This is a genomic window from Streptomyces sp. NBC_00341 (assembly GCF_041435055.1).
Taxonomy (GTDB): Bacteria; Actinomycetota; Actinomycetes; order Streptomycetales; family Streptomycetaceae; genus Streptomyces.
Genome location: NZ_CP108002.1, coordinates 137497 through 151374, shown reverse-complemented (window position 1 = coordinate 151374; position 13878 = coordinate 137497). Strand labels below are relative to the sequence as shown.

The following is a 13878-nucleotide window of genomic DNA, read 5'->3' as shown; positions in this document are numbered from 1 at the left end:
ATGACCGACGTCCGTCCACTTGCGCCCGGTTGACCGCGAGCGGCGATGCGGTGCCGGGCACAGGCGGCGTCCGCGGCCGCTGCGTCTCCGCGCACCGGACTCCCGCCCAGTGCCGGGCTCTGGCGGCTGTCGGCATCCATTGATGCGGTCCGGCGCCCCCGGGGCAGTGGCGCAGGTTTCTACCGTGGGGGCCGGTCCGGCCGGTTGAGGGCGTGCAGACGCATGCGCAGCAGCGCAATGACTTATTTTCCCTACTTGGTGCTGAGGCCGGGAACGGTATAGCGCGGATTACTGGGAAAACGCCATGACACTCCTTGGCCGGTAGAATGGCGTCATTTCCACTTCCCTCTCCCGTCTGATCCATAACCAAGCAGTCTGTGTCACTGCGGCGGAACTGCGGGGGATCAGTTGTTGGTCGACGGGTGCGACCGGACCGTTCTGCTGGCTCGGCTGCGGGCTGAGTGGTTCGTACGGAGGTGCCGCCCTGGAGACGCGCCGACGACGGAGAGATTCGGTCGCGGCTGGCGTGGATGACGGCGCTGCCAGTACGGGTTGTCGTGGGAAAGCTTGCTGGAGACGCGGCCGTACATACCGAAGGTCAGAATGACCAGCCCCATGATGAAGCTGAAGATGACGTTGGTCATGCCGAAGTCGAGGAAGTTCGCCGGCCGGTCCAGAACGAAAATGTGCGCGAATCCGCTGAGCAGGAACAGTGTGCCCACTGTCATGTTCAGCGTGGACGCCGTGTTGCCGCCGACGAAAGCTCCTGCGATGAGGGCGAGTCCTACTACGAGTGAGATGGCGCTGAGGGAGGTGTTCGACGTCATGCCGGCGATCCGGTCACCGCTGGTGCTGAACGGGCTGAGTGTATCGGCGAAACCCAGGGCGGCGAAGAGAAGCAGGATCAGACCACACACGGCGGACCCCCAACGGTAGACGACCGCCAGCCGGTGATCGACGGGAAGTTCATCGCTCAATTTCATGACTCATCTCCTTCGCTGTCACGTGCCGGTCGTGAACCGTCGTCCAGTTGTGGGGGCGACGCCCGGTCTCTGCGTCCTGCGGGATCAATACCGGCTTCCGCATCACGATGGATGCAGAGGTATTCGAGTGTGTGCAGTGCGTGAATTGGAAGGCTGAGCTTCATGACGGGGAGGGTCTGTTCGGACGGTGATGGGTGAGAGCGCATATGAACGGCTGGGGAGAGGGCGCGGTCCGGCCGTATATGGCTGTGCCCGGGGCCTGAATCACCCGAGCGGGTCAGTGGGCGGACGGAGTTGCGTGTCCGGGTCGCGGGAACGCGCGCCACTGCCTGAACTTGTGGTCCTCTCGTACGGCCGGTCGGCCCTATCCGTAGCCGGAAATTCGTTATTCAGTGCATCCGAACGCCTCGCAGCACGGAATGAGGAGTGGGAGTGCACCGAACCCGCCGACCGGAGGACATGGTGATGCTGCGAAGCCGGGCCAAAGGGCAGTCCTTTTCCCAAGACCACCCGCGTTCGGAGACAGAGGCGATGGACGGTGCCGCTCACGCCGGCCGGGGCCGCTACCCGGTGCACGACGGTGCCGGGTCACGGCACGGCGCCATGGGCCTGGTGGACCAGGACGTACCCGGAGCTGTCCTGCGCACAGCACGGGCTGTCCTCAGCGAGAAGCTCGATCAGGCCTCCGCGATCGACGCCGTCTTCTCCCGTGACGTCGCCGAACGCCTCGCCGGCTTCACCCTCGGCGGGGGGAGTCGGATGCGCTCCCAGTTCATCTGGTGGGGCATACGCGCGACCACTGCGGGCTCACAGGCCGTGGACGTCGAGTCCGCGCTGCGCCTGGGAGTGGCGGTCGAACTCGTCCAGACGTGCGCGCTGGTCCAGGACGACGTGATGGACGGTTCGTCGTTGCGCCGGGGCCGCCCCGCCATGCATGTCGACTTCGCGGAGAGCCCCGGCCTGTTATGCGGCCCGAAGCTGCGGGACTCATTCGGTAGATCCGCTGCCGTGCTCCTCGGTGACTTGGCTCTCGCTTGGGCGGACGACACCGTCGCGGAGACGAGCATGTGCCCGGCGACCAGGCAGCGCGTGTCAGCGGTCTGGCAGGCGATGAGAACCGAGATGGTGGCCGGGCAGTACCTCGACCTGCACGGGCAGGTCACTGGCACACGGTCCGAGGCCCGCGCCTTGCGAACGGCGTACCTGAAGAGCGCCCTGTACTCGGTTGCCCGTCCACTGGCGTTGGGAGCCGCCCTGGCCGGTGCCGCGGAGGACGCCACTCGTGCGTTGTCGGCGGCCGGCCGGTGCGCCGGCCTCGCTTTTCAGATCCGCGACGATCTGCTGGGTGTCTTCGGTGACCCCGGCAAGACCGGTAAGCCTTCGGGTGGCGACATCCGCGAGGGCAAGCCGACCTGCCTGATGGCTGTGGCCCGGTCGCGAGCCGGAACCAGCAGTGCGCGCGCCGTTCTCGACGACGCCCTGGGCCGGGCCGACCTCTCGGACGAAGCCCTGACCGACGTGCGCGACGTACTCGTGACCACCGGGGCCCGCGCCGAGATGGAGGACAGAGCCGGCCGGCTCATGAAGCACGCGGCACGCCATCTGGCCGAGGCCTCCGTGGAGCCGTACGCCGGAAACCGCCTGCTCGGCCTGTTCGAAAGCGTCACCGGAGCCGCCACGACTCCATCGGCGGAACCGAGGACCCGGCCCGTCCCGGCCCTGGAGACGGGCTCCTCCTCGCCTTCTGACGCAACGGGTCCGGCAGAAGGGGGCACAGCCCGGTGATGACCGTGAAGGGCCCCACCGACCACGTGGTGGTGGTCGGTGCCGGGCTGGCGGGACTGTCCGCCGCTCTCCATCTGCTCGGCGCCGGACGGCAGGTCACGGTGGTGGAGCGGGACTCCTCGCCCGGCGGGAGGGCCGGGCTGCTGGAGCGCGGCGGCTACCGCATGGACACCGGCCCGACCGTGCTGACCATGCCGGATCTGGTCGAGGAGGCCTTCGCGGCCATCGGCCACACTCTGACCGGCCGACTGGAGCTGATCCCTCTCCACCCCGCCTACCGGGCACGGTTCGCCGACGGGACGCAACTGGACGTGCACACGGAACCGGAGGCCATGGAAGCCGCGGTCGAGCAGTTCGCGGGCGCCAGGGAAGCGGTCGGCTACCGCAGGCTGCGGACCTGGCTGACGCGCCTCTACGCCGTACAGATGCGCCGGTTCATCGACACGAACTTCGACTCCCCGCTCCAGCTCCTCCACCCCGACCTGGCCCGGCTCGCCGCCCTCGGAGGCTTCGGACGGCTCGACGCGCGAGTCGGACACTTCATCAAGGACGAGCGGCTGCGCCGGGTCTTCACCTTCCAGGCCCTGTACGCCGGTGTGCCCCCGGCCCGCGCGCTGGCCGCCTACGCCGTCATCGCCTACATGGACACCATCGCAGGGGTCTATTTCCCGCGGGGCGGTATGCACGCACTGCCGGAGGCGATGGCCCGCTCGGCGACCGAGGCGGGCGCCGCATTCCACTACGGGCACACCGTCACCCGTTTGGAGCGTTCCGGAGAACGGATCACCGCCGTCGTCACCGACCAGCGGCGCATCGCCTGTGATGCCGTCGTCCTGACGCCGGATCTGCCCGTCAGCTACCGATTGCTCGGTCGCAGCCCCCGCCGCCCCCTTGCTCTGCGCCACTCTCCGTCCGCGGTGATCCTGCATGCCGGAACCGACCGCACCTGGCCCGGCCTCGCCCACCACACCATCTCGTTCGGTGCGGCCTGGAAGGAGACCTTCGGTGAACTCACCCACGGATCACTGATGTCGGACCCCTCCCTGCTCATCACCCGTCCCACCGCGACGGACCCGGATCTGGCCCCGCCCGGCAAACACCTCCACTACGTCCTGGCGCCGTGCCCGAACACAGACGTCGGACCAGGCACCAGCGAGTGGCGCCAACTGGCACCCCGCTACCGCGACACCCTGCTCACCACGCTCGAACAGCGCGGAATGGCCGGGCTGGGCTCCGCGATCGAGGAGGAGGGCCTGGTCACCCCCATCGACTGGACCGCCCAGGGACACACGGCCGGCACACCCTTCTCCGCCGCCCACACCTTTCCCCAGACGGGGCCCTTCCGCCCGCGCAACCTCTTACGGGGCACCGAGAACGCCGTGCTCGCCGGCTGCGGCACCACGCCGGGCGTCGGCGTGCCCACCGTGCTCATCTCGGGAAAGCTGGCAGCGGAGAGGATCACCGGTCCTCGCTCCGGCCGACCTCGTCCACGTCCCTCCTCTCGAAGGGCAGGCCCGCATGACGCCTCGTGAACTCGACGCGGCAGGCATCCGCGAGCCCGCCCTGCGCGCCGCGTACACGGCGTGCCGCCGGCTCAACGCGCGGCACGGCAAGACGTACTTCCTCGCGACCCGGCTGCTCCCGGTCGAAAAGCGCCCAGCAGTCCATGCCCTGTACGGCTTCGCCCGGTGGGCCGACGACATCGTGGACGATCTCGACAGCGCCGCCACCCCCGACGAACGCGCCCACGCGCTGCACCGTCTCCAGGAAGTCCTCGACGACGGCCTGCGCGGCGGCACCTGCACGGAGCCCGTCATCCGCTCGCTCGTCCACACGGCTGCCGTCCACGACATCGACCACCGTCACTTCGCCGCCTTCATGGCGTCGATGCGCAGCGACCTGACGGTGACCGGGTACGCCTCGTACGAGGAACTGGGCCGCTACATGTACGGGTCGGCCGCCGTGATCGGCCTTCAGATGCTGCCGGTGCTGGGTACCGAAGGTCCGCGGGAAGAGGCGGCCCCGTACGCGGCCGCCCTGGGCGTCGCCTTCCAGCTCACCAACTTCCTCCGGGACGTGGGGGAAGATCTCGACCGGGGCCGGCTCTATCTGCCGGCCGATCTGCTGGCCGCGCACGGAGTGGACCGGGACTACCTCGAATGGAGCAGGGCCACCGGCCGGTGCGACGTTCGCATCACCAGGGTCATGCAAGCGGCGGCCGCTCACAACCGCGGTGTCTATCGCGACGCGCTCCCCGGTCTCGCCCTGCTCGCGCCCCGCTCACGCCCTTGCATCCGTACGGCGTTCATCCTCTACAGCCGCATCCTCGACGCGATCGAGGACGACGGCTACGCCGTCCTGCACCGACGGGCCGTGGTCCCTCGTCTGAACCGGGCGGCCGTGGCCCTCGACGGACTGGTACGGGCCCTGGCCACCAGAGCCGCCGGAGCGGGTGCCGGCCGCACCTCGCCGGCCCGCCCCGCGACGAGCGCCGCGTCGGCGTCCCAGACCAGGGCCCGACCCGTCCGCGAGGAGGTGGCATGACCCGCGGCCGCCGTACCGCAGGGAACCGGATCCCCCTGCGGCTGCGCCGCGCGGCCGTCACGTGGGACCGGCAACCCCCGACCTGGCGCGATGCCAGGCCCGGGGTCATCGCGGACGCGCTGAAGCGTGCACTGGGCCGGCCTTCCGGTAACTGGTACGTCCTCGGGGCGTCCCGTGCCGTCACGGCCGAGCGGTCGATCGGACGGACCGTCGGTGGCAGTGAAGTGGTGGCCTGGCGCGATGCCTCGGGCCGTCTGCGCGCCGGGCCCGGCGCGTGCCCGCACCTCGGGGCGCCCCTGCGCGACAGCCCCGTCCGGTGCGGCACCCTGGTCTGTCACTGGCACGGACTCGCCCTGAGCGGTGAGCCGTTCGCCGGCTGGGAGCCCTATCCGGCCTTCGACGACGGGGTCCTCGCCTGGGTGCGCCTCGACCACGTCGGCGGTGAGACCCCGCTGGAGCGGCCGGTCGTCCCGCCCCGCCCGGCGGTGGGGGACACCGTCGACTCCGTGTACGAGGGTGTCGGTGTCTGCGAGCCGGAAGACGTGGTGGCCAATCGCCTCGACCCGTGGCACGGCGCCTGGTTCCACCCGTACTCATTCGTCGACCTGACAGTGACCGGTACGCCTTCCGTTGAGGGCGACGGGGACGAGGACGGGTTCGCCGTCGACGTGTCCTTCAAGATCGTGGGGCGCGTCGTGGTACCGGTGCGTGCCCTCTTCACCGCGCCGGAACCACGCACCGTCGTCATGCACATCACGGAGGGCGAGGGCCGCGGGTCCGTGGTCGAATCCCATGCCACGCCGCTGGGGCCCGACCTCATGGGCAGGCCCCGGACCGCGGTGACGGAGGCACTCCTGGCCGCCTCCGACCGTCGCGGCTTCGCCGTTGCCCGCGCGGCGGCCCCGCTGCTCCGCCCGCTCATGCGGGCCTCCGCCGGACGGCTGTGGCGGGACGACCTCGCGTACGCCGAACGGCGTTGGGAACTGCGCGGCACCGGCCGCTTGCCGGGCTGACCGCGGCGCGCGCCCGGCCCGCCGGCCCTCCGGACGGTCCTGTGACCGCGCGCCGCCCAGCCCCGACCGTCCTCCTCACCGGGTCCCGAGCGCGGCCAGCCCGCGCAGCACCGCGGAGCGGCCGGCCCGCGGCACCGTCCACAGCGTCTGACCGCGCACCCCCCAGCGCTCCAACAGCGCGTTGGCCGCGAGGAATCCGCTTGTCGCGGCACGCTCCATCAGCGCCACCGGAAGCCCGGTCCGGACCAGGTCACCCGCCACCGTCACGGTGGGGTCGGGCGTGCGGACGCCGGGCCGGTGCGGGTATCCGCCGACCGGGAAGAGCGGGCAGTCCGCGCGCCATTCGTGCCGTACGTCCACCACCCGGGCGCTGCGCGTCTCCGGGTAGACCCGGTGGAGCTGTTCGATCGCCGCTGTCTGCACCTCGGCACGGTCCGCGTCCGGTGAGACCGCGTAGGCGTGCAGTTCGAGCACCGAGCCCCGGTGACGGCGCGCCCAACGGGCGGCCTCGCCCTCCCATCGGTCCAGCACACTGACGTTGTCCAGCGGGGGATAGCCGCTGGTACCGAGGAAGCCGGGGCGGTCCGGCGCCACCGGACGGTCCAGCCAGAGCCGCGAGACGAGGAACGGTGGTGCTGTCCTGAGACCCTCCACCTTCGCACGCCAGGACGCGTCGCCCAGTCCGGGCGACGCTGCCACGGCCTTCCGCAGTCCGTCGGTGTCCAGGGCCAGGACCAGTGCGTCGTGGCGCCGCGTCCGGCCGTCGGCGGTGACATCGTGCCCACCGCCCACCAGGGGTGTGACGTTCTCCACCGCCGATCCCGTGCGTACCTGCGCGCTGTGCCCCTCCAGATATCGCCGCAACGGTTCCCACAACGCCTGCGGGAACGGCTCGTCCGGCACGTCGAAGAGGAGTCCCTCGCTGGAGCCGAGAAAATAGATGTGGAACATCAACACCAGTTCCGCGGCGGACAGTTCCCGCGGATCGGCGAAGAAGCTACGGGAGAACACCTCGAAGGCCAGATGATGGGCGGCCTCCGGGAACCGGATGCGCGTCAGGAAGTCGTGCGCGCTGACCTCGTCGAGCTGCTCGTACACGTCGGGCACGCGCACGTCCAGCAGGGGCAGCGCGGCCCGCGGCCTCATCCGGACCAGGTCGCGCAGGCCGAAGGTCGGGCTGAGCGCGACGAAACCCAGGACGCTGAACGGCGGAGTGCGCGGCACCCGCGCGAAGCTGTCGTACAGGCCCGTGCTGTGCCGCAGCGGATAGTCGGGCAGCCCGGTCAGCGTACGCAGTCCCGGGTCGACCCGGCGCAACAGGCCGCGCAGGTTGTAGTACTGACGGAAGAAGGCGTGAAAGCCGCGGCTCATCGTGACCGTGGTCCCGTCGGCGATCTCGGTGGGCCGGCCCGCAAGCCGCCCGCCGAGACCCGGCTCACGCTCGTACAGCGTCACCCGCGCACCGCGCTCGGCCAGCACCGTCGCCGCGGAGATTCCCGCGATGCCACCGCCGATCACGGCCACCGAGGGCGCGTCACCGGCGAAACGAGCACGACCGCCGGGTCCGCGGAGCACGACGGCCCTCCGGTCGCGGCCGCGACGGTGGCCGTCCGTAACGGACCTCGCGTACCTCATGGCCGTTCCCGTAGGGCGCTCGGCGCCTGGGCGACGATCGTGTGGGTGATGCCCGTCTGCCAACCGGGCAGCGGCAGGACCCGCACATGACCGAATCCGCGGCGTCGTACCCGATCGGCGAAATCGGCGGCCGAGTCGAACTCCAGCACGCTGCGGTGCAGGTGGCGGTAGAGGTCCGCGTCTCCGGTGAGCCGCCCTGCCGGGACCACCACCGCGCCGCAGACCGCCGACCACAGCGCCCGGTGCATACGGCCGGAGCCGAGCGTGTACTCGTGCACGGCCAGCCGCCCGGCCGGGACGAGCAGCTCCCGGACCACGTCGAGCACCTGGTCCGGATCGCTCACATTGCGGAAGAGGTATGCGGCGAACACGGCGTCGAAGCGGCCGTTCACCTGCGAGGGGTGCATGGCCTCCGCCGGTGCGTGCACGAAGGTGACGTTCGACGGCCAGCGCTTGGCCTTGGCACGCTCGAGCATGCCCACCGACGAGTCCACCGCGACGATCTCCGCATCCGGCGCCGCCGTCAGGAGCGCGGCGGTCGACGTTCCCGTTCCGCAGCCGAGATCCAGCAGGCGCAGGCCCCGGCCGCCGCCCGCCAGCCCGAGTCTGCGCGCCGAGCGCCGCAGGTCGCGGCGGTAGCCGGGATTGACCGCGGTGAGCCGGTCGTAGGCGAGGGAGCCGTGGTCGAACGCGGCGGACAGGTCGTCGTCACGCAGCAGTGTCATGGGTCGCTCGTTTCCTGATCAGGAGGCGTACGGGCAGGAGCGCTGGGAGTGGGCCACGGCGGGGCTCCGGCAGGCGCCTGCCGCTTCGGTCTGAAAGGGAGTTCGACGACGGTGCGAAGCATCGGGGCGACCGGCGTGCGCAGCCCGACCAGGACGTCCTCGTATCCGCGCGACGTACCGTCCAGGAACCGCAGCAGCCGCTCTCCCGGGACCGTGCGGAAGAGGCCGGAGAAGAACTCGCCACCGTCCACCCGGCCGCTGTCCAGCGCCCGCAGCATCACGGCGTCCATGGCGCGCGGCCAGGCCCCGTAAGGCGATGCCACCCGCAGCCGGCTTCCGCCGCGTACCTGCGCGGCGATGGTCCGGCTCTGGCGCTGGACAGCGGCGAACGTATAGCCGGTCGACGGACGGGTGGCCCCGCCGGCCGTCCCGATACGGAAGACCGACCGGCCGACCCGAACCGGGAAACGTCCGTCGGTCATCGGAATGACGCCCCGCTCCACAGCGGTCACCCGATGGGCCCCGAGACCCAGCACATCGTGGGTGTAGTGACGTAACGCCCGCTCATATCCCGGCGCGTCCAGGACGGCACGCGAGAACTGCGTGTACTCGACCAGGGCGCTGCGCGGTCCCATCGGGAGCACGTAGCCGAACGACAGGCCCTGCGGCGGCTGCGGAGTGCGGAAGTCCATCAGATCCGCCGTAGCCGGATCGAACACCGGCCCGTCCGTCTCGACGAACCAGCCCGTGAAGTGCTGCAGCAGCGTGGTGCGGGCCGTCGGCAGCCGGGTGGGCGGCCTCGAATCGAAGACGTACCTCCCGTGCAGCAGGATCCGCGCGCCCCGGGCGTCGCGTGCGACCACCCGGCCACCGCCTCCGGGCGCGTCCCCGACCGCGGTCACCGTCGCCTCCAGCCGGCGAAAGCCTGCCGCGTGCGACAGCCGCCGCTGGACCAACTGCTCGAAGGCGTCCGAGCGGAGCATCTTGTAGCGGAACGGATCGGGGCACGTCACGGTTTCCGCACCGTCGGGGCCCGTCACGCGCAACCGCTCCCAGGACGCGGACAACACGTCGTCGTACGCGCCACCGGCGGCCTCCCAGAAGCACCACGTGCGAGGCGGTGGTCGCAACGGTCCCGCGGGGGCGTCGACGAGGACAACCGACACGGGGGCGCCATCCGCCGGCGCGCACAGCTGATGGGCGAGTGTCAGCCCGGCCGCCCCGGCGCCCACGATGACGACGTCCGGCTGTAGCACGGGGCGCCTTTCTCTCGGACGGGTTTCAGTACAGCAATCCGGCGGTCCGGGGAGAGAACCGCCTGCCTGCTGGAGATACTTCCGCAGGGGACGGCACTGCGGATGCGTGCGACGCGCACACGACGTGTAATCGTGCCCACCCGATCGCGCGCACTGCCTCTCGTCGTTGCTGCATCCGAAGTGGCCGTGGGGGGCGAAGTGTCAAAAGCCATCACCCCACCACGGGAACCAGCCTCAACCTGAGAGACAACACGCGTGCACACACTGACTGGCTTCGTCATCCGGCACCGCTTCCTGGTACTCGGAGTCTGGCTGATCCTGGCCGTGGTGGGCGGTTACGCCGCACCGAAGGCGACCGCTGCCCTGAGCTTCGAGTTCGGACTGCCGGACCAGCCCGGCTACGAGGCGAACGAGCAGTTGGTGGAGCACTTCGGTTCCGGCGGATCGAACGCACCCGTCCTGCTGGTCGTCGGTGACGGAGACGCCCGTGTCCAGCGGTCGGCGGCGGCACCTCTGGTCGCGGATGTGCGGCGCACGGTGCCCGGCGCACGTGTGGCCTCGTTCGGCGACGAATCCGCCCTGCTGTCCCGCGACGAGCGCACCGGCATCATCCTGGTCTACCCCCGACCGCTGCCCGGCCAGGACCCCTATGCCCGTGCCCTGCCGGCCTTGACGAACGTCGCTGAGCGTTCCGGTGAGACAGTGCGGGTGACCGGGCAGGACGCCTTGCAGGCAGACGGCGGTGGTGGCGGTGCGGGGGTGCTCGCCGAGACGCTGTTCGGCGGCGTGGGCGCGTTGATCGTCCTGCTGGTGGTGTTCGGATCCGCCCTCGCGCTGATGCCGCTGCTCATCGCCGTCGCGTCCATCCTCACCACGTTCCTGATCGTGTGGGGCCTGACGGGTGTCACCGACATCTCGTTCATCGTCCAGTACCTGCTCGCCCTGATCGGTCTGGGGGTGGCGATCGATTACGCGCTGCTGGTCGTGACCCGCTGGCGTGAGGAGTTGGGCCGCGGTGCCGACACCGAGGAGGCAGTGCGGCGGGCCATGTCCACGGCCGGGCGCTCCGTGCTCTTCTCCGGGGTCACCGTGGCGGTGAGCCTGGCGGCACTGATCGTCCTGCCCGTGCCGTTCCTGCGAAGCGTCGGATTCACCGGGCTGCTCATTCCGTTGATGAGCGTCGCTGCCGCCCTCACCCTGCTCCCGGCTCTCCTGCTGACGGTGGGCAGGCGGCTGGAGTGGCCCGGTCGGCGCTCCCGCGCCTCCGGGAGCAGGCTGTGGCACGCGGTCGGCAGCGCTGTGGTGCGCCACCGCTGGGCGGCCGGTCTGGCAGCCACGGTGGTGCTGCTGGCACTGGCCTCGCCGGTGCTCGGTCTGCGGCTCGGCCGGCCCACGACCGAGTCACTGGCATCCCTGGGAGGGCCGGCCGCCTCCGCCGTGGATCAACTGGACGATTCGTCGATCGGAGCCGGTCTCGCCCACCCTGTCGAGATCATCACCGAGGACGTGGCGAAGGTCCGTGAGGCACTCGGCGGTATCGACGGCGTGGCGGGCGTCATCGCACCACCCGGCTGGACCGACGGCAGCCGTTCCGTCGTCGAGGCGTGGACGCGTGCGGACACCTCCACGGAGACCGGAGCCGACGCGGCCGCCCAGATCAGGACCGCCGCCGAGAAGGCCGGTGCCCAGGTCGGCGGAGGCCCCGCCCAGGACGCCGACTTCCTCAGCGCCGTCTACGGCAACGCGCCCTGGGTGCTGGCCATCATCGTGGTCGTGACGTTCCTGCTCCTGTCCAGAGCCCTGCGTTCGTTCTGGCTGCCGGTCAAGGCACTGGTGCTCAACGTGCTCTCGCTCGGCGCCGCATACGGCGTCACGGTCCTGATCTGGCAGCACGGCCTGGGTACCGAGTTCCTGTTCGGGCAGTCCGCATCGGGCGCGATCACCGTCTGGGTCCCGATCGCCGTGTTCGCGTTCCTCTTCGGCCTCTCGATGGACTACGAGGTCTTCCTGCTGTCCCGGATCCGCGAAGAACACGACGCCGGAGCCGACACGGACACCGCCACGGTGCTGGGCGTCGCCCGGACAGGCCGGCTCGTCAGCTCCGCGGCACTCATCCTGTTCCTCGCCTTCGTCGCCCTGTCACGCGTCCCCACCACCGACGTCAAGATCCTTGCCACAGCGCTCGCGCTCGGCATCGTCATCGACGCGACCATCGTCCGCGGCGTCCTCGCACCCGCCCTCGTCGCGCTCCTTGGCGACGCCAACTGGTGGCGCACCCCCCTGCCACGCAAGAAGAGATGAACCTCCGCACCGACCGGGCTGCGCCTCTCCCCGGCGGTCGGCGGCGCTCCACCGCCGTTCCGCTGCCGTCCCAGGTGGTCCGGAGATGCGCAAACGGGTGTATGGCACCACGCTTGAACCATGGCTGAGCACCTTGTACCTCCCGGTGAGACCCCTCCCGTCGAGGGCTGCATCGCCGAAGCCCATGAAGAGCGCCCGGACGGAGGTGTGTGGGAGCACCCGAAGATCTGGCTGGGGCTCATCGTCTTCGGCGCGGTTCTCATCGCAGCCTTCTTCATCGCCCGCATATTCGCTCTGTGAGCCGACCGGCTACGCGTCCTCACACGCGATGTCCCTGACGGGCGAGGAGAAACGCGGCCAGGTCAGGGCTGTTGCGGACCGGGCGCGCAGGGGCCCAGGGCCTGTGCGAGCGCTGCCGGGAGCTGTCGGGACACCTCATCCCCCAAACGCTCGAACTCCCTCTTCAGCAGGGGGGTTGCCAGTCGCGCGATCCCGTGGAACTCGACCTGCGCGCCGTAGGTGATACGGGTGCCGTCGGAGAGCGTTTCGAAGTGCAGGTCGTCCGTCGATGTCGCAGTCTTGTTGCGCCCGACGAAGGTGAGCCGGTCGTTGCTCATCCGCGTCAGTTCGTAGCGAAGCTCCGTACGGCGTCCGCGGAACGAGGACACGTTGAGCCACTCCGTGCCCACCTCCACCGGATCATTGGCGTTCACCCGTCGGCAGGTGATGGTCCCCGGGTCCCACTGTTCGGCGCGGGAGAAGTCGGCCATGTAGGCCACGATCTCGTCGCGCGTTCGGCTTGAGTGCATGACTCGTTCGACCTTGATCACTACGACTCCTGACGGTCTCACATCGTGTTCCGTGCCCGGACTGCTCGAATTCTCACGATTGTCCTCCTTCCCCGAGGGCGATCATCGGACGCAGCCGTCTCGGCCGAAGCGTGGCGGGCACCCTGTCACAGCCCCTGGACGGTGACATGCCAGCTGTCGGCTGCGTGATCGCAGGTACGCCTGCGGGGACCACTGTGCGACCGGTTGACGTGCTGCTCGCCCCGGGCCGGTGCCCGGCCGGGCTCAGTCAATCGTCTTGATCTCCCGGGCGGGGACTCCCGCGACCAGGGTGCGTGCGGGGACGTCACGAGCGACCACCGCGCCGGCAGCGACCACCGCGCCGGCACCGATGGTCACTCCCTGAGTGATCGTTGCTCCCGCACCGATCCAGACGTCGTCTTCGATGACGATCGGGGCGAGGGAGAGGTACTCGCGGCGCTCGGCGAGGGGCAGAGGGTGCCCCCCGGTGATGAGATTGACCTTCGGGGCGATCATGACACCGTTGCCGATCCGAATCCCGCCCTTGTCCATGAATGTGCATCCCTGGTTGACGAAGACGTTCTCCCCGAATGTCGTGTTCAGCCCGCACTCGGTGAAGAACGGCGGGTAGATCGTCACCGTCTCCGGGAGCGGACCACCGAACACAACCGAAAGTAGTTCAGCGCGAGCTTCGCCGTCGCTGAACGGCAGCACGTTCAGCCGGGACGTCGCGTCGGTGACCTCCACGACTCGCTTCATATGACGCGCGAACTCGGGCTTGTGGACATACATGATCTGATCTGTGCGAGTGGACATGCGCTGATCCC

At 70.0% G+C, this 13878-nt stretch carries 12 protein-coding genes; 6 read left to right on the top strand and 6 right to left on the bottom strand.

Features of this window, described 5'->3' with window-relative positions; genetic code table 11:
* Positions 1–404: 404 nt before the first annotated feature.
* Positions 405–983 carry a DUF4383 domain-containing protein gene (locus OG892_RS00685; RefSeq protein WP_371628175.1) on the bottom strand — a complete coding sequence of 193 codons (579 nt, stop codon included), beginning with the start codon at positions 981–983 and terminating at the stop codon, positions 405–407.
* A 531-nt stretch (positions 984–1514) separates the two neighbouring features.
* On the opposite strand from OG892_RS00685, the gene OG892_RS00680 reads away from it, so the two are divergent.
* Genes OG892_RS00680 through OG892_RS00665 form a run of 4 tightly spaced genes read left to right on the top strand, consistent with a single transcriptional unit; the run spans position 1515 to position 6325 of the window.
* The gene (locus OG892_RS00680; protein ID WP_371628176.1) at positions 1515–2768 is read left to right on the top strand and encodes a polyprenyl synthetase family protein; all 1254 of its coding nucleotides are present in this window, start codon (positions 1515–1517) and stop codon (positions 2766–2768) included.
* The gene (locus tag OG892_RS00675; RefSeq protein WP_371628177.1) at positions 2765–4300 is read left to right on the top strand and encodes a phytoene desaturase; all 1536 of its coding nucleotides are present in this window, start codon (positions 2765–2767) and stop codon (positions 4298–4300) included. Before OG892_RS00680 ends, OG892_RS00675 begins: the two co-directional genes overlap by 4 nt.
* Positions 4287–5312: a phytoene/squalene synthase family protein gene (locus tag OG892_RS00670; protein WP_328868251.1), complete on the top strand. Its 1026-nt coding sequence runs from the start codon at positions 4287–4289 to the stop codon at positions 5310–5312. Before OG892_RS00675 ends, OG892_RS00670 begins: the two co-directional genes overlap by 14 nt.
* Entirely contained in the window at positions 5309–6325 is a 1017-nt protein-coding gene (locus OG892_RS00665; protein WP_328868252.1) for a DUF5914 domain-containing protein, read from the top strand. The genes OG892_RS00670 and OG892_RS00665 overlap by 4 nt, the downstream gene beginning before the upstream one ends.
* A 75-nt stretch (positions 6326–6400) precedes the next feature.
* Here OG892_RS00665 and OG892_RS00660 read toward each other — a convergent pair whose 3' ends face one another.
* Genes OG892_RS00660 through OG892_RS00650 form a run of 3 tightly spaced genes read right to left on the bottom strand, consistent with a single transcriptional unit; the run spans position 6401 to position 9941 of the window.
* Positions 6401–7960 carry an FAD-dependent oxidoreductase gene (locus OG892_RS00660; RefSeq protein WP_371628178.1) on the bottom strand — a complete coding sequence of 520 codons (1560 nt, stop codon included), beginning with the start codon at positions 7958–7960 and terminating at the stop codon, positions 6401–6403.
* Positions 7957–8685: a class I SAM-dependent methyltransferase gene (locus OG892_RS00655; RefSeq protein ID WP_371628179.1), complete on the bottom strand. Its 729-nt coding sequence runs from the start codon at positions 8683–8685 to the stop codon at positions 7957–7959. Before OG892_RS00655 ends, OG892_RS00660 begins: the two co-directional genes overlap by 4 nt.
* Positions 8682–9941 (bottom strand): lycopene cyclase family protein, encoded by a 1260-nt coding sequence (locus OG892_RS00650; RefSeq protein ID WP_328868255.1) that lies wholly within the window; start codon positions 9939–9941, stop codon positions 8682–8684. Before OG892_RS00650 ends, OG892_RS00655 begins: the two co-directional genes overlap by 4 nt.
* A gap of 255 nt (positions 9942–10196) precedes the next feature.
* On the opposite strand from OG892_RS00650, the gene OG892_RS00645 reads away from it, so the two are divergent.
* Entirely contained in the window at positions 10197–12242 is a 2046-nt protein-coding gene (locus OG892_RS00645) for an MMPL family transporter (protein WP_371628180.1), read from the top strand.
* Positions 12243–12362: 120 nt separating this feature from the next.
* On the top strand, positions 12363–12542 hold the full coding sequence (locus tag OG892_RS00640) for a DUF6480 family protein (protein ID WP_024490199.1): 180 nt from the start codon (positions 12363–12365) through the stop codon (positions 12540–12542).
* A 62-nt stretch (positions 12543–12604) separates the two neighbouring features.
* Here the strand turns inward: OG892_RS00640 and OG892_RS00635 are convergent, their stop codons facing one another.
* Both OG892_RS00635 and OG892_RS00630 read right to left on the bottom strand, forming a co-directional pair.
* A complete protein-coding gene (locus OG892_RS00635; RefSeq protein ID WP_371628194.1) occupies positions 12605–13072 on the bottom strand; it encodes an SRPBCC family protein in 468 nt (155 codons plus the stop codon).
* Positions 13073–13315: 243 nt separating this feature from the next.
* Complete coding sequence (locus OG892_RS00630; protein WP_328868533.1) at positions 13316–13843, bottom strand: DapH/DapD/GlmU-related protein; 528 nt, start codon at positions 13841–13843, stop codon at positions 13316–13318.
* Positions 13844–13878: the final 35 nt, after the last annotated feature.

What these genes read in the sequence shown, in the direction of transcription:
- OG892_RS00640 (WP_024490199.1), top strand. Translation starts at nt 12,363, where the DNA reads ATGGCTGAGCACCTTGTACCTCCCGGTGAGACCCCTCCCGTCGAGGGC.
- OG892_RS00670 (WP_328868251.1), top strand. Translation starts at nt 4,287, where the DNA reads ATGACGCCTCGTGAACTCGACGCGGCAGGCATCCGCGAGCCCGCCCTG.
- OG892_RS00655 (WP_371628179.1), bottom strand. Translation starts at nt 8,685, where the DNA reads ATGACACTGCTGCGTGACGACGACCTGTCCGCCGCGTTCGACCACGGC.
- OG892_RS00685 (WP_371628175.1), bottom strand. Translation starts at nt 983, where the DNA reads ATGAAATTGAGCGATGAACTTCCCGTCGATCACCGGCTGGCGGTCGTC.
- OG892_RS00680 (WP_371628176.1), top strand. Translation starts at nt 1,515, where the DNA reads ATGGACGGTGCCGCTCACGCCGGCCGGGGCCGCTACCCGGTGCACGAC.
- OG892_RS00630 (WP_328868533.1), bottom strand. Translation starts at nt 13,843, where the DNA reads ATGTATGTCCACAAGCCCGAGTTCGCGCGTCATATGAAGCGAGTCGTG.
- OG892_RS00665 (WP_328868252.1), top strand. Translation starts at nt 5,309, where the DNA reads ATGACCCGCGGCCGCCGTACCGCAGGGAACCGGATCCCCCTGCGGCTG.
- OG892_RS00660 (WP_371628178.1), bottom strand. Translation starts at nt 7,960, where the DNA reads ATGAGGTACGCGAGGTCCGTTACGGACGGCCACCGTCGCGGCCGCGAC.